Annotated in this window: 19 protein-coding genes; 5 read left to right on the forward strand and 14 right to left on the reverse strand. The window is 72.0% G+C overall.

Annotation, left to right across the window (positions count from 1 at the left end; all coding sequences use genetic code 11):
* Position 1: 1 nt before the first annotated feature.
* The 6 genes from LXM50_RS17605 to LXM50_RS17630 form a co-directional block, all read right to left on the reverse strand.
* Positions 2-442, reverse strand: a complete 441-nt coding sequence (locus LXM50_RS17605; RefSeq protein ID WP_233312781.1) for a hypothetical protein — start codon at positions 440-442, stop codon at positions 2-4.
* Complete coding sequence (tsaD, locus tag LXM50_RS17610; protein WP_233312782.1) at positions 442-1,551, reverse strand: tRNA (adenosine(37)-N6)-threonylcarbamoyltransferase complex transferase subunit TsaD; 1,110 nt, start codon at positions 1,549-1,551, stop codon at positions 442-444. The genes LXM50_RS17605 and tsaD overlap by 1 nt, the downstream gene beginning before the upstream one ends.
* On the reverse strand, positions 1,544-2,128 hold the full coding sequence (rimI, locus tag LXM50_RS17615; RefSeq protein ID WP_233312783.1) for a ribosomal protein S18-alanine N-acetyltransferase: 585 nt from the start codon (positions 2,126-2,128) through the stop codon (positions 1,544-1,546). The genes tsaD and rimI overlap by 8 nt, the downstream gene beginning before the upstream one ends.
* Positions 2,125-2,757 (reverse strand): tRNA (adenosine(37)-N6)-threonylcarbamoyltransferase complex dimerization subunit type 1 TsaB, encoded by a 633-nt coding sequence (tsaB, locus tag LXM50_RS17620; protein ID WP_233312784.1) that lies wholly within the window; start codon positions 2,755-2,757, stop codon positions 2,125-2,127. The genes rimI and tsaB overlap by 4 nt, the downstream gene beginning before the upstream one ends.
* 65 nt (positions 2,758-2,822) lie before the next feature.
* Entirely contained in the window at positions 2,823-3,971 is a 1,149-nt protein-coding gene (locus tag LXM50_RS17625; protein ID WP_233312785.1) for a hypothetical protein, read from the reverse strand.
* Positions 3,968-5,563, reverse strand: coding sequence for an ATP-binding protein (locus LXM50_RS17630; protein ID WP_233312786.1), 1,596 nt, complete (start codon positions 5,561-5,563; stop codon positions 3,968-3,970). The genes LXM50_RS17625 and LXM50_RS17630 overlap by 4 nt, the downstream gene beginning before the upstream one ends.
* A gap of 235 nt (positions 5,564-5,798) precedes the next feature.
* Here LXM50_RS17630 and LXM50_RS17635 point away from each other — a divergent pair, with 235 nt between their 5' ends.
* Positions 5,799-7,010, forward strand: a complete 1,212-nt coding sequence (locus LXM50_RS17635; protein WP_233312787.1) for a chitinase — start codon at positions 5,799-5,801, stop codon at positions 7,008-7,010.
* Positions 7,011-7,400: 390 nt separating this feature from the next.
* Here the strand turns inward: LXM50_RS17635 and LXM50_RS17640 are convergent, their stop codons facing one another.
* The 5 genes from LXM50_RS17640 to glmS form a co-directional block, all read right to left on the reverse strand.
* Entirely contained in the window at positions 7,401-8,288 is an 888-nt protein-coding gene (locus LXM50_RS17640) for a response regulator transcription factor (RefSeq protein WP_233312788.1), read from the reverse strand.
* A 201-nt stretch (positions 8,289-8,489) separates the two neighbouring features.
* On the reverse strand, positions 8,490-8,978 hold the full coding sequence (gene tsaE / locus LXM50_RS17645; protein ID WP_308192541.1) for a tRNA (adenosine(37)-N6)-threonylcarbamoyltransferase complex ATPase subunit type 1 TsaE: 489 nt from the start codon (positions 8,976-8,978) through the stop codon (positions 8,490-8,492).
* Positions 8,975-10,084 (reverse strand): alanine racemase, encoded by a 1,110-nt coding sequence (alr, locus tag LXM50_RS17650; RefSeq protein ID WP_233312789.1) that lies wholly within the window; start codon positions 10,082-10,084, stop codon positions 8,975-8,977. Before alr ends, tsaE begins: the two co-directional genes overlap by 4 nt.
* Positions 10,081-10,455, reverse strand: a complete 375-nt coding sequence (locus LXM50_RS17655) for a holo-ACP synthase (RefSeq protein WP_233312790.1) — start codon at positions 10,453-10,455, stop codon at positions 10,081-10,083. The genes alr and LXM50_RS17655 overlap by 4 nt, the downstream gene beginning before the upstream one ends.
* 383 nt (positions 10,456-10,838) lie before the next feature.
* A complete protein-coding gene (gene glmS / locus LXM50_RS17660; RefSeq protein ID WP_233312791.1) occupies positions 10,839-12,689 on the reverse strand; it encodes a glutamine--fructose-6-phosphate transaminase (isomerizing) in 1,851 nt (616 codons plus the stop codon).
* A gap of 186 nt (positions 12,690-12,875) precedes the next feature.
* Here glmS and LXM50_RS17665 point away from each other — a divergent pair, with 186 nt between their 5' ends.
* Complete coding sequence (locus tag LXM50_RS17665; RefSeq protein WP_233312792.1) at positions 12,876-13,022, forward strand: hypothetical protein; 147 nt, start codon at positions 12,876-12,878, stop codon at positions 13,020-13,022.
* Positions 13,023-13,065: 43 nt separating this feature from the next.
* On the opposite strand, the gene LXM50_RS17670 is transcribed toward LXM50_RS17665, so the two are convergent.
* The 3 genes from LXM50_RS17670 to coaA form a co-directional block, all read right to left on the reverse strand.
* Complete coding sequence (locus LXM50_RS17670) at positions 13,066-13,938, reverse strand: helix-turn-helix domain-containing protein (RefSeq protein WP_233312793.1); 873 nt, start codon at positions 13,936-13,938, stop codon at positions 13,066-13,068.
* Between the two features lie 225 nt (positions 13,939-14,163).
* Positions 14,164-15,192, reverse strand: coding sequence for a MauE/DoxX family redox-associated membrane protein (locus LXM50_RS17675; protein WP_233312794.1), 1,029 nt, complete (start codon positions 15,190-15,192; stop codon positions 14,164-14,166).
* Between the two features lie 44 nt (positions 15,193-15,236).
* Positions 15,237-16,202, reverse strand: a complete 966-nt coding sequence (gene coaA / locus LXM50_RS17680; RefSeq protein WP_233312795.1) for a type I pantothenate kinase — start codon at positions 16,200-16,202, stop codon at positions 15,237-15,239.
* 237 nt (positions 16,203-16,439) lie between these two features.
* Between coaA and LXM50_RS17685 the strand changes: the two genes are divergently transcribed.
* The 3 genes from LXM50_RS17685 (at position 16,440) to LXM50_RS17695 (ending at position 18,928) form a co-directional block, all read left to right on the forward strand.
* Complete coding sequence (locus tag LXM50_RS17685; RefSeq protein WP_233312796.1) at positions 16,440-16,949, forward strand: hypothetical protein; 510 nt, start codon at positions 16,440-16,442, stop codon at positions 16,947-16,949.
* A gap of 119 nt (positions 16,950-17,068) precedes the next feature.
* On the forward strand, positions 17,069-18,010 hold the full coding sequence (locus LXM50_RS17690) for a Ppx/GppA phosphatase family protein (protein ID WP_233312797.1): 942 nt from the start codon (positions 17,069-17,071) through the stop codon (positions 18,008-18,010).
* Between the two features lie 42 nt (positions 18,011-18,052).
* Entirely contained in the window at positions 18,053-18,928 is an 876-nt protein-coding gene (locus LXM50_RS17695; protein ID WP_308192542.1) for a hypothetical protein, read from the forward strand.
* The last annotated feature ends 100 nt before the right edge of the window (positions 18,929-19,028 follow it).

Raw genomic sequence — 19,028 nt, forward strand, 5'->3', positions numbered from 1 at the left:
GCTATCCGAACCAGCCGAACCGGTAGGCGGCCCAGAGCAGCCATCCCGCGCTGTACAGCGTGGCCACGCACCCGAGCACGAGCGCCCAGACCGCGATGACACGGTTCTCCTCCGGCCGGCGCAGCGACATGATCGCGGCGATGACCGAGACGATCGCGACGGGGATCCCCCAGCCGACGAACAGCGCGGCGAACAGCGCGACGATCGCGGACAGCAGCGCCCACGGCGCGAGCCGGGGCTCGGCGGGCGCCGGCACGGGTGCTTCGGTGCCGTCCGTGGGGTGCCACTCCTCGTGCGCCACCGCCGCACCGTCGCGGTCGAGTTCCATTTCCTCGGGCTCGATCCCGCCGTCCAGCTGGGGCCCGCTCTCCACGCCCACGGGCACGGGAGCCGTCGGCAGCCGCGTGTAGCGCTGCGGATCCTTGCCGTCCGCGGTCGCCATCATCCGACCTCGGCGCCCGCGCGGACGAGTGCGTCCTCCGCGCCGGAGGAGTCCTCGGCGACCTGGATCTCGGTCACCGGCAGCGTCGAGTCGGCGCCGAACGCGAGCGTCGAGGGGCGCCGGCCGGAGACGATCAGCTCGGCCGCGAGCCCCGCGATCATGGCGCCGTTGTCGGTGCAGAGCGGGAGCGGAGGAATGCGCACCGTGACGCCCGCCTCTGCCGCCCGGGCGAGGGCGACCTCGCGCAGTCGACGGTTCGCGATCACGCCGCCGCCCAGCAGCAGCCGGGGCACGCCCCGGTCGGCGCAGGCCGCCAGTGCCTTGGTCACGAGCACGTCCACCACGGCCTCGCGGAAGCTCGCGGCGACGTCGGCGACGGGGATCGGGTTGCCCGCGGCCTCCTCCCGCTCGATCCAACGGGCGACCGCGGTCTTCAGCCCGGAGAACGAGAAGTCGTAGCGGTGCCTGTCCAGATCCGACGCTCGGGACAGTCCGCGCGGGAACCGGATCGCGGCCGGATCCCCTCCCACGGCCGCCCGGTCGATCTCGGGCCCCCCGGGATACGGCAGGCCGAGGATGCGGGCGACCTTGTCGAAGGCCTCGCCGGCGGCGTCGTCGACGGTCTCGCCGAGCAGCTCGACGTCGGTGGTGAGGTCGCGCACGTGCAGCAGCGAGGTGTGCCCGCCCGAGACGAGCAGCGCGATCGTCGGGTACTCGAGGGGCACGGAGTCGGGGGTCAGGATGTCGGCGGCGATGTGTCCGACCAGGTGGTTCACGGCGTAGAGCGGCTTGCCGAGCGACACCGCCAGGCCCTTCGCCGCGCCGATGCCGACCATGAGCGCGCCGGCGAGGCCCGGCCCGCTGGTCACGGCGACGGCGTCGAGGTCCTCCAACCGCACCTGCGCCTCGGCGAGAGCCCGCTCGATCGCCGGCTGCATCTCCTCGAGATGCGCCCGTGCGGCGACCTCGGGCACGACGCCGCCGTAGCGGGCGTGCTCGTCCATGCTCGACGCGATCGTGTTGGACAACAGGGTGCGACCGCGGACGATCCCGATCCCGGTCTCGTCGCAGCTCGTCTCGATACCGAGCACGAGGGGCTGGTCAGTCATCGGATCCCTTCCCGTTCTCAGGATCATTTCGCGAATCTTCGGCGGACCCGTCCGATTCGCGCGGATCGGCGGAATCCGTCCTGAAAACGGACACGGCGCGTGCGGTCAGGTCGAGCTTCATGATCACGGCGTCCACGTCGTCGGGCTGGTAGTAGCCGGCGCGCCGGCCGATCTCCGCGAACCCCTCGGAGAGGTACAGCCCCTGGGCGACCGGGTTGTCGGCGCGCACCTCGAGGAACACCTCCCGAGCACCGCGCTCCGCGGCCTCCGCGAGGAGCGTGCGCAGCAGCGCCCTGCCCCGACCGGATCCGCGGTGCTCGGCGTCGAGGGCGATGGTCTGGATGTCACTGTCGGCGGATCCGCGCAGCGCGCGCACTCCCCCGTATCCGACGATCACCTCGGCACCAGCGCTCTGCGCGGCGGAACCGGTGGCCGGCTCGACGTCGACGAAGTATCGGCCGTGCGGGCTCGCGAGCTCGGCCGCCATCATCTCCGCGCTCCATGCGTCGGTCGGGAACGAGCGCTGTTCGATGAGCATGATCGCGTCGAGGTCGGCCGTCGTCGCGGCGCGGATCACGGCCCGACCCGCTTGGGCGCAGCGGGCACGCGGGCATCCGGCGGACGCAGGTACAACGGCTCGGATCCGGTGAGGGTGCGCCCGGCCGCGACGGCGCGACGAGCGACGCGCGCGACGGCGGCGCCGGAGATCGCGGCGACCTCGAAACGGCGCAGCGCCCCGAGCTTGCGATCCACGTCGGCCTGCGGCACGAGCACGGTGTCGACGACGGCGTGCGGGATGCCGTCGACGTCGATCCCCTCGTACACGGTCACCGCGGTCTCGCGGCGCCGGGCGTCGGTGAGGATCGCGAACGGCTCAGCGGGAGCGCCCGCCTCGATGATCGCGAGGGCGGCGGCATGATGGCTCGGCACGGCGATCACGGGGACGCCCCGTCCCAGGGCGAATGCACGCGCGGCGGCGATTCCGATCCGCAGCCCGGTGAACGGCCCCGGCCCCATGCCCGCCGCGACATGCGTGAGCGGATCCGGATCCGACGCCGGCGCGGCGGCGATCACCTGCTCCAGCAGAAAACCGATGGCCTCGGCGTGTCCCAGGTGTCCCTCCCGCGCCACGTCGGCGACAGTGCGCCCGTCGCGGCCGATCAGGCCGACGGCCGAGCCGAGTGAGGTGTCCACGCCGAGAATCACCCTTCCAGGGTAGCCGCCGCGGCCCTCGGCCGGTCCCTGCACGCGGCCCGCCCCGGATCCGCCCGTCAGCGCGCGGAGACCCCGGCGCGCTCCCAGCGGTCGCCGCCGCGGTCCTGCGCGAGGGTCGCCGCATCGGCCGCGACGGCCGACAGCGCATCGAGGTCGTAGTCCGCGGCTGCGGCACCCGCCCAGCCGACGCTCGCCGAGACGCGCACCGACGCCCGGGGCCCGGAGTCCTCGATCGTGGAGACCCGCTGCAGCAGCACACACAGCTCGCGTCGTACGGCGTCCTCGGCGCCGGGCAGCAGGGCCAGCGCACGCACGTCCGAGATCCGCTCGACGTCGGCCGCGGCGGGCAGCGCGTCGAGCACGTGCGCATGGAACGCATCCACGATGCTGGCGAACACGGCCGGCCCCGAGGCCTCCGCCAGATCCGCGGGATCGTCCAGCCGGATGTCCAGCAGCGACCAGGCCGGCTCCTGCACCTGCCGGGCCCGGGCGAGACGTGCCCGCAGCGCTGCGCGGCTGTCCGCGCTGCTGCGCCCGCCGCCGCGCAGCAGCGCCTCGCCGCGGGCGAGCAGGACGATCGTGACGGCCGCGCACTGGCTGGTCAGCAGTATTCCGACGCCGTTGATGTCACGCAGCATGCGCAGTTCGTCGCCGGGAGCGGATCCGATGCCCGTGATGCCGGCGATGACGCCGAACACGGCCACCACGACGAACGCCGATGACACCAGCGCCAGGGGCAGCACCACGTCCCGGGCGCTGATCCGCAGCCGGAACAGCTCCCACGCCGCGAGCCCCGCGAACACCGCCGCCGCGGAGAACACGACGCGGAACACGGTCGGATACGCGGCGGTGGTGCTGCTCGCCATGAGCAGCGTCGGCGCGATGAGGACGAACGCCGCCGCCGCAGGCCAGAGCAGCCGCTTCCCCGCATAGGCGCGGATACCGAGCCATAGCAGCGGCTCGAAGCACACGATCAGCCCCGACGACAGGGCTCGCAGCGGAGCGCTGTCGAACTGGTTCGCCGCCACCCACACGTAGGTCGCGAGCATGGCGATGCCGAAACCCACCGACCAGGTCACGGTGGCTCTGCTCGGACGCGGCATGAGAGCCAGTCCGAACACCAGCGCGGCGGACAGCGTCACCATCGCCACGAGCGTGACGGATGTGTTCACGGTGATGCCGACGGGGGCGGTGAGGGTGGTCATGCGTCGTTCCTCTCGGGGCGCCGAGGCAGCAGCACGCGCATGCGCGTGCCTTCGCCGAGCCGGCTGCTGACGTCGATGGTGCCGTGATGCGCGGTCACGATGTCGCGCGCGGCGACGAGGCCCAGGCCGGTCCCCGGCACTCCGCTGCGCTCGGCCCGTTCGCCGCGGAAGTACGGCTGGAAGAGCTGGTCCACGTCCGCGGGCGCCATGCCGGATCCGGTGTCGGCGACGACCAGCTCCGCGCGCGTGTCGTCGGTGACGCCCAGCGAGAGCAGGATGGAGCCGCCGGCCGCGGTGTACTTGACGGCGTTGCTGAGCAGGTTGTCGATCACCTGCCGCAGCCGGAACGCGTCCCCGTAGATGAGCAGGGTCGGCTCGCCCGTCACCTCGACCCGCAGCCTGTTTGCCGTCGCCGTCGGCAGGAACGACGACACCGAGGCCTGCACCAGGGCATGCAGATCGACCGGCTCCGACAGCACCCTGGAGCGGGGACGGGAGGAGTCCAGTGCCGTCGTGACCAGATCCTGCATGCGCTCGGCGGCCCCGGCGACCACACCCAGCTGATCGGCGGCACGGGCCGGCAGATCCTCGCGCTCGAGCAACAGATCGACGTGCCCGACGATCGCGGTGAGCGGGTTGCGTAGCTCGTGCGTGAGGATGGCCGACATCAGGCGGCGTTCCTCGGCCGCGGCGAGCCGGGCGGTGACGTCGTCGATCTTGACCAGCACGACGGCGCCCTGATCGGCGTCGCTGGCGATCGGCTGCGTGTCGACCTCGAGCGCCCGCCACTCGCCGTCCGCGCCGTAGAGCCACACCCGCTCTCCCGCGAGGTGCTCGCCGCGGGCGGCCCGGGCGAGCACCGTGCGCTGCACCGGAATCGGCTCGCCCTCGCGGTCGTCGTACTCCACCGCGAGCGCGGGCAGCGCGATGCCGTCGGCGTCGCGGCCGTACAGCCGGCGATAGGCGTCGTTCATCTTGAGGATCTCGCCGTCGTCGCCGACGGCGACGAGTGCCGTGTCCAGTGCATCGATGATCTGGGTGACCCGGCGCTCGTGCGTCTCGGCCCGCCGCGCCACCCGGTCGATCTGCTCGGATCGGCGTCGCAGCAGTCTTCGGGACGCCCGGGAGCGCCGCACGCCGATCCGGATCGTGGTGCCCAGGAAACCCAGCCCGAACGCGGTGATGAGCACGCGCAGCACCACATCCGAGATCAGTCCGGTCTGGTTCGCGACCGTGAACAGGAAGGCCGTGATGAGGGCGATGCCACCGAACACCGCGATCATCGAGTAGTACGTGGCGATCCACGTGATCGGGATCACCCAGAGGAACCCGAGCCGGATGTCCGGCGCCTGCGTCGTGAGGCCGATCGCGCAGATGTCGATCATCGGGACGGCGAGGATCCCCGCGGGCGGGATGCGATCCCACGGCAGCACCAGCACCACGGCCGTGGTCAGCACCGACAGCGCGAGCCCGGCGGTGAACAGCGGCGTCGCGAACACGGTCGGCTTGAGCGCCGCGACGAGCACGGCGATCGCAACCGTGGTGCTGACGAAGATGAGCTGCCAACGCCAGATCGACGCCCTGCGGGACATGCCGATCCTCTCTCCGCGTCGGCACGGAGCCGCCGCGGGACGCGTCGCGCGCACCGGGGGAAACCCTGACGCTCAACGCTTCCGCAAGGTTATCCAAAGAAGCGCCCAAGGCCCTTCAACGGATATATCGCCCCGCCTAGCATCGCAGCATCGAAGGTCCCCACCCGACCGGATCCGCCGCCCGCGCATCGGATCCGTCCACCGCCATCGACGGGCAGAAAGCGAGCGTGCTGCGATGACCGGCCCCTCTGCACCCCCGTCCGGCGGACGCCTGTCCGCCTGGCGCGTGCTGGTGGGCGTGCTCGTGGCCCTCACCGTGGTGGCCGGCATCGTCGTGGTGCCGTGGTTCCTGCTCCGCGATGAGGCGGCTCCCGGAGCGGCGCCCGGTCCGCGCTGGTTCGGCGGCTACTACGACATCACCGCGACGGATCCGCCGAAGGACGTGCTGTCCGGATCCGGCTCGGATGCGGTCGTCCTGGCGTTCGTCACCGCCGGCCCCGGCGACACCTGCCGTCCGACCTGGGGCGGCGTGTACTCGCTCGCCGAGGCGGGCGACGCGCTCGACCTGGACCGCAGGATCGCGCAGAAGAGGCAGGACGGCGCGCCGGTGACGGTATCCTTCGGCGGCACCAGGGGCGCGGAGCTCGCCACCGCCTGCGCGTCGATCGGCGACCTGATGAACGCCTACGCGGCGGTGCTGGAGCGCTACACGGTCACCGCGATCGATCTCGACCTCGAGCACCCCGCCCTCAGCGATGTGGTCGCCGGCGACCGGCGCGCGGAGGCCGTGGCCCGGCTGCAGGAGCGGCAGCGTGCGAAGGGCTCGGAGCTGTCGGTCTGGCTCACGCTGCCGGCGGGACAGGACGGGCTCGGCACCGACGGGCTGCGCTCAATCCGCCAGCTGCTGCAGGCGGGCGTACAGCTCTCCGGGGTCAACGCGATGACGATGGACGACAGCGCACCGCTCGCCGGCCGATCGATGGCGGCGGCCACGATCACGGCGCTGACGGCCGTGCACGACCAGCTCGGCCGCCTCTATGACGACCTGCATCTGGCGCTCCCCGCGGGCGGCGCGTGGGCGGTCATGGGTGCGACGCCGATGATCGGCCGCAACGACGTGCACGACGAGGTGTTCGCCCTCGACGACGCCGCGACGCTGAACGCCTTCGCCCAGAAGCAGCGGCTCGCCCGCCTCTCGATGTGGTCACTCAACCGCGACCGCGCCTGCGATGCGGATCAGCAGGATCCGGCCTCCGCCTCCTGCAGCGGCGTCGCGCAGGGCGACTCCGCGTTCGCAGCGGTGCTGGGCCGCGGCTTCGCCGTCGCGCCCACGACCGCGGCCGAGCCCGGCCCGACCGCTTCCACCTCCGGCAGCGCGGCGGCGCCGTACACCGGTTCGCCGGCACCGCCGCCGGCTTCGACTCCCACTCCGACCAGGGACCCGTAATCCGGGACGGAGTGGGCGGCGCCCCGGGGACAGGGCGCCATCCCGCTCCCGGGACCCTGCCCGGGAGCGGGAACCCGACACCGATGGGGACTCGGTGGCGGGTCGCGGAGTCCGGGGGCCGATGGGGATCGGCACCCGGGGCTCCGCGGAAGGCGCGGGTTCGGACCCGCGCTGCACGGGGCGATCAACGGGATCGCCGACGGGGCGCCGACATCGGGATCGGCGCCTCCGTCTGCCGCTCGCCGCTCGCCGAGACTGGCTTCACCGATTTCGGGGAGCGATGTTTGCTCGGTCATCCCGGATCCGAGAGCAGACATTGCTCCCTGAAGCGCGATCTTGACGGCTCCCGTGCGGCGTCCTCGCTTGATGCCGCCGAGACCAGCTGACCGGTCAGACCTCGGCGGACGCCTCGTCCGCATGCGCGGTGAGACGGTAGCCCACCCCGCGCACCGTCTCGATGTAGCGGGGATCGGCCGTGCTGTCGCCGATCTTGCGCCGGAGGTTCGCCATGTGCGCCTCGATCGCCCGCTTGTCGGGTTCGCCCACATAGGACGCGGATCCGAACGCCTCACCGCGCAGCACGAGTGCCAGATCCGCCTTGCTGCGCACCCGGCGCTTCGACTCGAGCAGGGTCGCGAGCAGATCGAACTCGGTCGGTGTCAGCTCGACCTCGCGCTGCGCGACGACCACCGTGTGCGTGACCGGATCGAGGCTGATGTCGCGGTGCACCCGCCAATGCCCCGCCGTGCCGGGCAGGGCGACCGCCGGCGCGACCGAGGGGTTGCGGGCCGGGGTCTGCTGCCCGTCGGCCGAAGCCCCCGTCGCGGATCCCGCATGTGCTGCACGCGCGGGCTGCGGCGCCCGGTCCGTCTCAGCTGCACCCGCGGCAGCCGGGTGCGCGTTGCGCGGCCGACGCAGCAGTGCCTCGATGCGCGCGCGGAGCTCACGGGGGCGGAACGGCTTGACGAGGTACTCGTCGGCGCCGGAGGTGAGGCCGAGCACGACGTCGGACTCCTCGCCGAGGGCGGACAGCATGATGATGAACGTCGCGCTGACGGCGCGGATCCGTCGTGCCGCCTCGAAGCCGTCGATGCCGGGCAGGTTGATGTCGAGCGTCGTGATGATCGGCTCGTGGGCGACGACCGCGGCGACGCCCTCCAGACCGGTGCCGGCGAGCACCGTGCGGAATCCGGCGGCGCGGAACACCTCGTCGAGCAGGGACCGGACGTCGGGATCATCCTCGATGATGACGGCGGTCTTCGTGTCGTCTTCGCTCATGCTCTTCCCTGCGCTCGGTCGTCAGCATCATATCGATATGCCCGCGACGCCCATCCGAGCGCGGATCCTCGGCCGGTCCGACGATCGGAGATCGGCAGCGACCCGGAGCCTGCGATGGATGCAAGGGCCGCGCGACGTCTGCAGGCAGAATTCGGCGTCGCGCGCCTGCATCCGTCGCGCGCGCCCTGCAGGCGTCGCGGCTCAGCGGGCGGTCTTGCGCGTGATCGTGACGACGCGGGGTGCGTCGGCGTCGAGCTCCTCCGCGGAGAGCTCGTCGGCGACGGCGCCGACCGGACGCTCCAGCTCGATGTCCCACCAGGCGTCGGCGAGCTCCTCCGCCATGCCGCGCCCCCACTCCACCACGACGACGGATCCGGGCACGTCGACGTCGAGATCGTCCAGTTCGGCCGCAGATCCGAGCCGGTACGCATCCATGTGCACGAGCGGCGCACGGCCGACCAGCGACGGGTGCGTCCGGGCGATCACGAATGTCGGGCTCTGCACCGGGCCGCGCACGCCGAGTCCCTCGGCCAGCCCGCGCGTGAACGTGGTCTTGCCCGCGCCGAGCGGGCCGGTGAGGATCAGCACGTCGCCGGCGACGAGGTCGGCCCCGATCCGGCGGCCGAGCTGCTCCATGGCCTCAGCGGTGCGGATCTCCAGCCGGCCCGCGAGGTCGTCCAGCGCAGTCACGACACGCTCCGGCGCGGCACGCGGGGGCCGATCCTGGTCACGATCTCGTAGTCGATGGTGTCCGCTGCATCGGCCCAGTCCCGGGCTGACGGCACCCCGAGCGTCGGATCGCCGAACAGCACGACCTCGTCGCCCACGGCGACCTCCTCGTCACCCACGTCGACGAGGAACTGATCCATCGCGATGCGGCCGGCGACCGTGTACCGACGGCCGCCGATCTGCACGGGACCGCGTCCGGAGGCATGCCGCGGCACGCCGTCCGCGTAGCCCAGCGGCACCAGAGCGAGCGTCGTCTCCGCCGCAGTGCGGTGCGTGTAGCCGTACGAGACGCCCGTGCCCGCCGGCACCCGGCGCACGGCGGCGATCGCGCCGCGCAACGTCATCGCGGGGCGCAGTCCGAGATCGCTCGGGCTGCGGTCGTCGAACGGGCTGACGCCGTACAGGCCGATCCCGATGCGCACCGCGTCGAGCCGGGTCTGCGGCAGGTCGATGGCCGCGGCTGTCGCGGCGAGGTGGCGCACCTCGGGGTGGATCCCCAGCGAGGCCGCCTCCGCGCACGCGGTCTCGAACGCGGCGAGCGCGGCGAGGTCGTCCTCGGGCGAGGTGTTGGACACATGACTGAACAGGCCGACGATGCGCACGCGGCCGATCCGCTCGAGGCGTGCGGCCTCGGCGAGCAGGCGGGAGCGGTCGCCCGGCGCGATGCCGTTGCGGCTCAGGCCCGTCTCGAACTTGAGGTGCACCCGCACCGGATCCGCACCCCGGCTGGCGTCGGCGGCGGCGAGCAGCTGCTCGAGACTCGAGATGCCCAGGTCGAGCCCGGCCTCGGCGGCATCGTCGAAGCGACGTCCGGGCGCGTGCAGCCAGGCCAGGATTCGAGCGTTGATCCCCTGGCGGCGCAGCTCGAGCCCTTCCTCGACCGTGGCGACGCCGAGGCTGGTCACCCCGCCCGCGAGCGCGGCGACAGCCGCATCCGCCGCACCGTGTCCGTAGGCGTTCGCCTTGACGACGCCGATCACGTCGACCCCGGTCAGCCGGCGCAGGTGCCGGGCGTTGTCGCTGATCGCGTCGAGGTCGATCGTCGCCTCGCGGAACGGGGCGGTCATCCCTGGTCCTCTCTCATCCCCCGCGCCTCGGCCACGACGTAGGCGGCGGCGAGCCCCGCATCGTGCGTGAGGGAGAGGTGCAGCGTGGTGATGCCGCGCTCGGCGACGGCGGCCTCGGTGCTGCCGCTGAGCACGAAGTACGGCCGGCCCGACGGCTCCGACGCGATCTCGATCTCGGTCCAGTGCACCCCGTCGGATCCGCCCAGCGCCTTGATCAGCGCCTCCTTCGCCGCATACCGCGCGGCCAGCGACGGCAGCCGCAACCCCTGCTCGGACGGCGCGAAGAGCCGATGCATGAGACGGGGGGTGCGGGCCATGGTCCGCTCGAATCGCGGGATGTCCACGAGGTCGATGCCGGTGCCGATGATCACCGATTCAGCCTACCGGGCGGGATCCGCGGGGCCGGATCCGCCGGCGGTCCGCCCGGGCGCCGGTGGACTGGCCCGGTCCGGCCCGGGCGCCGGTGGACTGGCCCGGTCCCGCCCGAGCGCGTCGACAAGCCGTGCGCTCGGCGACATGTCTCCCGACTGCACCGGATCCTGTCGAGTGCACGGCTTCTTCATGTCAACGACCCGTGCACTCGGCGACGACCCGTGCACTCGGCGACGACCCGTGCACTCGGCGACGACCCGTGCACTCGGCGAAACCACACCCCGGGCCACGCCGAAGCCCGGACGCCGGGCACCCCGCTCGGGGCCCTCGTCTCGCTCGCTCGCCGACCGGCCAGGCCCGAATGGCCCGGTCCCGCCTCGGCTCACTCCACGGTGACGGACTTGGCCAGGTTGCGGGGCTGGTCGACGTCGAGGCCCTTCGCCGTGGCGAGCGCCATGGCGAAGATCTGCAGCGGCACGACCGCGAGGATCGGCTCGAACAGGGCGCCGGCGAGCGGGATGCGGATGACCTCGTCGGCGAACGGCAGCACGGCCGCATCGCCCTCCTCGGCGATCACGATCACGCGGGCGCCGCGGGCGCGGATCTCCTGGATGTTGGAGACGACCTTCGCGTGCAGCAGCGCGGAATGCCGCGGCGACGGCACGAGCACGAACACCGGCTGGCCGGGCTCGATCAGCGCGATCGGGCCGTGCTTGAGCTCTCCGGCGGCGAACCCCTCAGCGTGGATGTAGGAGATCTCCTTGAGCTTGAGCGCGCCCTCGAGCGCGATCGGATAGCCCACGTGGCGACCGAGGAACAGCACCGAGCGCGTGTCGGCCATCCAGCCGGCGAGCTGCGTGACGTGCGCCTGCTCCTCGGCGAGCACCTCGGCGATCTTGGCGGGCAGGCTCTCCAGCTCGGCGACGGCGGCCGCGCCGTCGGCGGCGGAGAGCGTCCCGCGCACCCGGCCCGTGTGCAGGCCGAGCAGCAGCAGCGCGGTGATCTGCGCGACGAACGCCTTGGTCGACGCGACGGCGACCTCGGGGCCGGCGTGCGTGTAGACGACAGCATCCGACTCGCGCGGGATCGTCGCGCCCTGCGTGTTGCAGATCGACAGCGTGCGCGCACCGCGCTCGCGGGCGTACTTGACCGCCATGAGCGTGTCCATGGTCTCGCCGGACTGGCTGATCGAGACGACCAGGGTGTTCGCGCCGATCACCGGGTCGCGGTAGCGGAACTCGTGCGCGAGCTCGACGTCGACGGGCACGCGCGCCCACTGCTCCAGCGCATACTTGCCGACCATGCCCGCGTACGACGCGGTGCCGCACGCGGTGATGATGATGCGGTCGATGTCGCGGAACAGCTCATCGGATCCGTCCAGTTCCGGGATCGCCACGGCACCGTCCTGCACGCGACCGCGGATCGTGTTCGCGACGGCGTCGGGCTCTTCGGCGACCTCCTTGGCCATGAAGCTCGGCCAGCCGCCCTTCTCGGCGGACGTGGCGTCCCAGGAGACCTCGAACGGCTCGGGGGTCACGGTGTTGCCCGCGAAGTCGGTGACGGTGACCTCGGACGGCGTGATCGCGACGATCTCGTCCTGACCGATCGCGAGTGCACGGCGGGTGTGCTCGACGAAGGCGGCGACGTCCGAGCCGAGGAAGTTCTCGCCCTCGCCGAGGCCGATCACGAGAGGCGAGTTGCGGCGCGCGGCGACGACGAGTCCCGGCTCGTCCTGATGCACGGCGAGCAGGGTGAAGGCGCCCTCGAGGCGGTTCACGACGGTGCGGAACGCCTCCGTGAGGTCTCCGGTGCGGCGGTACTCGCGGCCGACGAGGGCGGCGGCGACCTCGGTATCGGTCTCGCTGCGGAACGTCACGCCCTCCGCCTCGAGCTCGGCGCGAAGGGCGGCGAAGTTCTCGATGATGCCGTTGTGGATCAGCGCGAGCTTGTCGTCGTCGGCCAGATGCGGGTGCGCGTTCGCGTCGGTCGGGCCGCCATGCGTGGCCCAGCGGGTGTGCCCGATGCCGGTGCTACCGTCGGCGAGCGCGGCGTCGGCCAGGGAATCGCGCAGCATCTGCAGCTTGCCGGCCTTCTTGCGCATGCCGAGAGATCCGGCCTCATCGATGACGGCGATGCCGGCCGAGTCGTATCCGCGGTACTCCAGGCGCGCGAGACCCGCGAGCAGGATGTCCTGGCTGGGGCGCGGCCCCACGTATCCGACGATTCCACACATGGATTCCAGGGTAGAGCGGCTGTTTTGCGCGGGTCCCGAACGAATCCTTCGAGACCTCGGGACGGTCAGAATGCGCCCGATTCCTGCGAGCGCCTTCCGACCCCAGCTCGCACTTAGCACTGCGTGCTTGACTGCGCGTATGGGGACTGAGCAACCTCTCGTGCTCGGCCGACCGGGGCCGGTCGCATGAGCCGCCGTGGTCGGCGAGGCAACGACCGGGACTACCGGACACCGTGGATCCTTCGGGAGATCTACGGTGCGCCGGTGTGGGCGATGATCGCGTTCGGCGTCGTCATCGTCGGGATCGGGGCCTTCGCCCTCCTGCACCGGTAGCGCCACCGCGGTACAGCGCGTTCAGGTCAACCGCACGATGCGGTCAGGCCCGGACCGCGCGTCGCACGATCCGCGGCGAGGGCAGCCCTGCGAGCGAGAACGCGCGGCGGAGCCCGGCGGCGTCCGCGAAGCCGGAGTGCTCCGCGATCTCCGCGATGCCGAGCGGCGCGTAGTCCGCGTCGCCCATGAGCTCCCGGGCGAGTTCGACGCGGATCCGGCGCAGCTCCTCCGCAGGGGCGCTGCCCTCCGCCGCGAACAGCCGCTGCAGCTGCCGCACCGACATGTGCATGTCGCGAGCGAGCGCCGCGACATCGAAGTCGCGTTCCCCGCGTCGCACCAGCATGAGCGAGCGCGCCCGATCGATCCCTGAGCCCTTGCGTCCCTCGACGGCGACGCGCGGGGCGGCCTCGACGAGCACGCTGAACACCATCTCGACGATCAGCCGCTCGACCAGGTAGTCGGTGTAGACGGTCGGATCCGACGGCTGCGTGAGCAGCGAGGTGAGGAACGCCTGCAGGCCGCGACCCAGCACGCTGCTGGCGACGACGTCGCTCGGTGCGCCCACCCCCGACTGGATCTCGTCGACCGCGTACCACGGCACCCAGGCGCACATCGCCGTGCCGGACCCGGCCGCGACCACCTTCGTGTCGCGGTGCGGATGCAGGAAGCACAGCGATCCCGCCGGAGCCTCCTTCGTCTCGCCGTCGCTGCCGAGGATCGTGAGCGGGACCGCGGCGATCAGCATCACCGCGACCTCGTCGCCGTCGGCCGGCTGCGCGGACCAGGTCCACGGCGCCGCGGCCTCCAGGGCGTGCTGGGTCGCCAGAACACTGCGATATCGGCGGGCGACGAGCGGATGCTCGTGCCTCTCCCCCAGCAGTCGCATGGCGGTGCGAGCGTCGATGACGATCCCCATGGACGACCTCCCCAAAAAGGCCTCACGGGTGCAGCTCCCCAGCCGCATGAGCCCGCTTGACGGTCAGCATACGCGATGAAACGCGTCATGGTGAGCATCGGATTCGCGACATCTTCCGCCCGTGCGTCGCCGTGACCCGGGCGGTCCTTCGTCGCCCGCCGCGGCGCCCGGGAAGCGGACCCAGCACACGCGGCCCACGCGCCCTCGCGCGGGCCTTGCGAGCGCTCAGCGTGCGGGCGGGCGCTCCCCGTGCAGGCTCTCGTAGATGTCGTCCACGAACTCGTCGATCGAGGACCGCCCCGCCACGGGGCCGCCGGCGAGCAGCCCGTCGGCGCCGAGCAGGACGGCGGTCGGCGTGAACCAGTGGTCCGCGAGCGACGGCCCGACATACCGGTTCGGGTCGTGCAGGGTCTGCGGCTCCTCCGTCGAGGCGAGGCGGCTGTCCCCCGGCGCGCTCTGCAGCAGGAACCGCACCGACACCTCGGGCAGCAGTGCGCGGTACTCGTCGATGCTCTCGATCACCGGAGTGCAGGAACCGCAGGTCTCCGAGACCGCCAGCAGCAGCACCGGCTGACGCTCGGACAGCATGCGCAGCGTGGTCGTCTGCCCGTCGGCGAGCTGCACCGGGACGGCGGGGGTGCGCGAGCGCAGGTAGTCCTCGAGTTCGTCCTCGCCACCCGCGGCCGGAGCGCCCGCGGAGGCGCGATCGCCGACCTCTGCGGATCCGCTCTCCTGGACCAGCACGAACGTCACGGCGACAGCCGCGAGAGCGAGCGTCCACGGCCAGAGCACGACGGCGAGCGTCGCGACGCCGCCCCACAGCGGCAGGGCGCCGATGGTGACCGCGGAGACCACGGCCATCAGCACCAGCCAGCCGTTGCGCAGCAGCGTACGGCCGGTGATCCGGCGGCGTTCCCCGAAACAGGCACACGAGGCGTCCGGCGTCTGCCGCTTCGCACGCCAGACCATGACGAGGTAGGCCGCGAACAGCAGCACGGCCACGACCGCCGCGGCGATGCCGAGCACGCCGCCGAGCAGCAGCAGTGCGGCGGCGAGCACGAGCTCGGCGATCGGGTGCAGGCGGATCAGCCAGTCCCGGCGCAGAGCCGCGGGGATCCCCAGGGCCTCCCAGCCGGCGGCGTCATCGGGCGTGCGGAGCTTGGCGATCGCGCTCGCGACGAGCACCCCGACCAGGATGAGCGTCGACGCCATGGCCGTCGCCGGGAGAAGAAAGGCGATGAGAGCGGTCCCCATGCTGTCAGTATCCCAGTCGCTGCGCGGCACGGCTCCGGGCCGTGTCAGAGCTTGCGCAGCAGCACCGACTCCACGGCGTGCGAGGCGCCCTTGTTCAGCACGAGGGTGGCGCGGTGCTTCGTCGGCATCACGTTCTCGATGAGGTTCGGCAGGTTGATCTCGTTCCAGTACCCCATGGCCGTGGTGACGGCCTCCTCGTCGGTGAGGTGCGCGAACACGCTGAAGTATGACGAAGGGTTCGTGAACGCGCCCTGCCGCAGGGCGAGGAAGCGGTCCACGTACCACTGCGCGATGTGGTCGAGCTCGGCGTCGACGTAGATCGAGAAGTCGAACAGGTCGCTCACTGCGACGTCGTTCGGAGCGGGCGGCGGCTGCAGCACGTTCAGGCCCTCGACGATGACGACGTCGGGACGACGCACCACGACATGCGCGTCGGGCACGATGTCGTAGCGGATGTGCGAGTAGAACGGCGCGCGCACCTCGGCGGCGCCGCTCTTCACCTTGGTGAGGAACTCGATCAGCGCACGCCGGTCATACGACTCCGGGAAGCCCTTGCGGTCCATGATGCCGCGGCGCTCGAGCTCCGCGTTCGGGTACAGGAAACCGTCCGTGGTGACCAGCTCGACCCGCGGGGTGCCGGGCCAGCGGCTCATGAGCTCCCGCAGCAGGCGGGCGATCGTCGACTTGCCGACCGCGACGGATCCGGCCACGCCGACGACGAAGGGCGTGGTGTCGTCGTCCTCGCGGAGGAACTGGTTCGTCGCCTCGCCGAGTCGCTTGGTGGATGTGGCGTACAGGCTCAGCAGCCGGCTGAGCGGCAGGTAGACCTCTTTGACCTCGGTGGGATCGAGCCGATCGCCGATGCCGCGGATTTCGACGACCTCGGTCTCGCTGAGCGGCTGGTCGAGGTCGGCGGCGAGGCGCGCCCAGTCCGCACGGTCGATGCGACGGTAGGGCGACAGCGACGGCAGCGTCTGCGATGCGAGGGGATCGGGGCTCACGGATCCCATCGTATCGGCGTGCTGCGGCGGAGTCCGTGACGTCGGAGTCTCCACCGAGAGGGAAGCTCCTGATCGGATCACGACCACCGTGGATCATTTGGCGACCGCGTCGTCCCGCGTCGTCCTGCGCGCCGCCAGTCTGACGCTAGCAACAACCGGCCGCACCCGCCATCCCCGCGGGTCGGTCCTGCTGCCTGAGGAGGCCTCTCCTCAGTGAAGTCCCGCATCAAGACACCGGAGTTATGCATGGAAGACACCACCTCGTCCCCCGCCCGCAGCGTCAGCCGCCGTAGCCTCGTCAAGGGCGCCGCCTGGTCCGTCCCCGTGATCGCCGTCGCCGCTGCCACCCCGCTCGCCGCGGCCTCGACCGCCACCAACGTCGGCAACTTCGCCCTCAACGGAACCTGTGGCGTCCTCGGCGTCCTCGGCCCCGGCTTCACCCTGACCGCCGGCGCGGCTCCGCTCCCCGTGGGCACCATCATCAACATCACCGGCACGGGAATCGCCAACATCGGCGTCTTCTCGGTCACCGGCGGTACGGCGACCGTCAACGTCCTGTCGCCGACCTCGCGCCAGGTCACCCTGACCGCCCCGCTCGCCGCGGGCGCCACGATCGACTTCCGCACGACGCTGTCGATCTCCGTCGCGTTCCAGCTGTCGGCCGCCACCACGCTGCCCTCCGGCTTCGTCGCCGGCGCCGGTGCCAAGCAGAGCGGTGGCGTCAACGCCACCCTCGTGCTCTGCAGCGCCAGCTGAGCGAAACCACTGCGCCGGCTCCCGCCGGCCGAGGGGGCCGGGTCTCGCACCCGGCCCCCTTCCCTTTTCCACCCGAGCCCTCGTAGGAGGGGTTCACACGCACCGGGTATTCTTCGTCCGTGCGTCTCGGAGTGCTCGACATCGGATCCAACACCGTCCACCTGCTCGCCGCCGACGTGCACCCGGGCGGCCGGCCGCTCGCGACCACGAGCGATCGCACGGTCCTGCGGCTTATGCGGTTCCTCACGCCGTCCGGAGCGATCAGCGAGGAGGGCGTGCAGGCGCTCGAGGCCGCCGTGACTCAGGCTCGGACGGTCGCCGCGCAGCAGCGGGTCGACGCGCTGCTCGCCACGGCGACGAGCGCCGTCCGTGAGGCCGCGAACGGCGTCGAGGTGATCGCCCGGGTCGAAGCCGCGCTCGGGCAGCCGCTGCAGGTGCTCGACGGCGAGACCGAGGCACGGCTGACATTCCTCGCGGTGCGACGCTGGTTCGGCTGGGCGGCCGGGCAGATCCTGCTGTTCGACATCGGCGGCGGATCCTTCGAGATGGCGGCCGGATCCGAGGAGCTCCCCGACATCGCCGCCTCGGTGCCGCTCGGTGCCGGACGCTCCACGCTGATGTTCCTGCCCGACGACCCGCCCGGCGAAGACGCCGTGGAGCGCCTCCGCGAGCACGCGGCCGACGTGTTCGCGCCCGTCGCGGCCCGGTTCTCGACGCTCCCCCGCCCGGAGCATGTGGTCGGCTCGTCCAAGGCGATCCGGTCGCTCGCCCGCCTCGTCGGCTATCAGGCACCGGGCTGGTCGGGATCCGAGCGGATGCTGCTGCCGCGTCAGGCGCTGGGATCCTGGATCCCACGTCTCGCGCGCCTGCCCGCGTCCGCGCGGCAGGAGCTGCCTGGTATCACCCCGGACCGCACGTTCCAGATCGTGGCAGCCGCGGTCGTGCTGCACACCGCGATGACGGCGATGCAGGTCGACGAGCTCGAGGTCTCCCCGTGGGCCCTGCGCGAGGGCGTGCTGCTGCGCTACATCGAGGATCGCGCCCGCGACGGCGACGCCTGAGAAGCCGGTCCCCGACGGATCCGGATCCCCTACCCTGGTGTCATGAACGACGCGAGTGATCTGGGGACACCGCGCGGCGAATCGCCGATGCCGCTCTCCCGAAAAGAGCTGCGACAGCGCCGCGAGGCCGCCGCCATCGCCGGGGCGTCCGGCCCGCACGTCGATCAGGCGGCGGATGGAGCCGGGCAGTCTCCGACACCGCACGCCGCAGGATCCCTCGCGGTACCGGCCTCGACGGAACCCACCCCGACCGAGGATCCCACGAGCCCCCCGGGCGGTGTCTCATTCGGATCGCTCGCCGGCATGTTCGCCGCCCCGGCCGAGGAGTCGTCGCCGCGGCCCACCGTCCTCACCGTCTGCACGGGGAACATCTGCCGCTCGCCGCTCGCCGAGTCGCTGCTGCGCACCCGGCTCGCCGAGCTCGATCTGCGCGTGCACAGCGCCGGCACGCACGGCATGGTCGGGCACGCGATGACCGACCCCGCCCAGAAGCTCGCGCACGATCGCGGCGTCGACGCCGGCGTCACCGCCGCGCATCGCGCCAGGCTGCTCACCGAACCGCTGCTCGACGACGCCGATCTGGTGCTCACGATGACCTCGGAGCAGCGCGACTACGCGGTGCAGATGCTGCCCCGCCGCCTGCACCGTGTCTTCCCGGTGCGCGAGTTCGCCCGTCTCGCACAGGGAGTCACCGATGCACAGGTGCGAACCATCGCCGATCGTGCCGGATCGGATCCGCGTCGAAGACTGGTCGCGGTCGTCGAGACGATCTCCGATCGCCGGGGCGGATCCGCGCCGAAGGACGAGGACGTGATCGACCCTTACCGGCGCTCGACCGAGGTGTACGAGGAGTCGGCCGCGCAGCTGACGCCCGCCCTCGCCGAGGTGGAGCGCGTCATCCGGGCGGCGCTGGCGTAGGCGCGGACGAGGCCGGCCGGCGGATCCTGCGGGCGCGGGAGCCTCCGGGCGATTCGAACTCGGGTCACGGCTGACCGCTGCCCCCGCCGACCGACTCGGG

The organism is Microbacterium sp. Au-Mic1, assembly GCF_021341785.1.
Lineage (GTDB): Bacteria > Actinomycetota > Actinomycetes > Actinomycetales > Microbacteriaceae > Microbacterium.

What these genes read in the sequence shown, in the direction of transcription:
- LXM50_RS17695 (WP_308192542.1), top strand. Translation starts at nt 18,053, where the DNA reads ATGAACGACGCGAGTGATCTGGGGACACCGCGCGGCGAATCGCCGATG.
- LXM50_RS17630 (WP_233312786.1), bottom strand. Translation starts at nt 5,563, where the DNA reads ATGTCCCGCAGGGCGTCGATCTGGCGTTGGCAGCTCATCTTCGTCAGC.
- coaA (WP_233312795.1), bottom strand. Translation starts at nt 16,202, where the DNA reads ATGGGATCCGTGAGCCCCGATCCCCTCGCATCGCAGACGCTGCCGTCG.
- LXM50_RS17675 (WP_233312794.1), bottom strand. Translation starts at nt 15,192, where the DNA reads ATGGGGACCGCTCTCATCGCCTTTCTTCTCCCGGCGACGGCCATGGCG.
- glmS (WP_233312791.1), bottom strand. Translation starts at nt 12,689, where the DNA reads ATGTGTGGAATCGTCGGATACGTGGGGCCGCGCCCCAGCCAGGACATC.
- LXM50_RS17685 (WP_233312796.1), top strand. Translation starts at nt 16,440, where the DNA reads ATGGAAGACACCACCTCGTCCCCCGCCCGCAGCGTCAGCCGCCGTAGC.
- LXM50_RS17625 (WP_233312785.1), bottom strand. Translation starts at nt 3,971, where the DNA reads ATGACCACCCTCACCGCCCCCGTCGGCATCACCGTGAACACATCCGTC.
- LXM50_RS17605 (WP_233312781.1), bottom strand. Translation starts at nt 442, where the DNA reads ATGGCGACCGCGGACGGCAAGGATCCGCAGCGCTACACGCGGCTGCCG.
- LXM50_RS17635 (WP_233312787.1), top strand. Translation starts at nt 5,799, where the DNA reads ATGACCGGCCCCTCTGCACCCCCGTCCGGCGGACGCCTGTCCGCCTGG.
- LXM50_RS17640 (WP_233312788.1), bottom strand. Translation starts at nt 8,288, where the DNA reads ATGAGCGAAGACGACACGAAGACCGCCGTCATCATCGAGGATGATCCC.
- LXM50_RS17665 (WP_233312792.1), top strand. Translation starts at nt 12,876, where the DNA reads ATGAGCCGCCGTGGTCGGCGAGGCAACGACCGGGACTACCGGACACCG.
- LXM50_RS17670 (WP_233312793.1), bottom strand. Translation starts at nt 13,938, where the DNA reads ATGGGGATCGTCATCGACGCTCGCACCGCCATGCGACTGCTGGGGGAG.
- alr (WP_233312789.1), bottom strand. Translation starts at nt 10,084, where the DNA reads ATGACCGCCCCGTTCCGCGAGGCGACGATCGACCTCGACGCGATCAGC.
- tsaD (WP_233312782.1), bottom strand. Translation starts at nt 1,551, where the DNA reads ATGACTGACCAGCCCCTCGTGCTCGGTATCGAGACGAGCTGCGACGAG.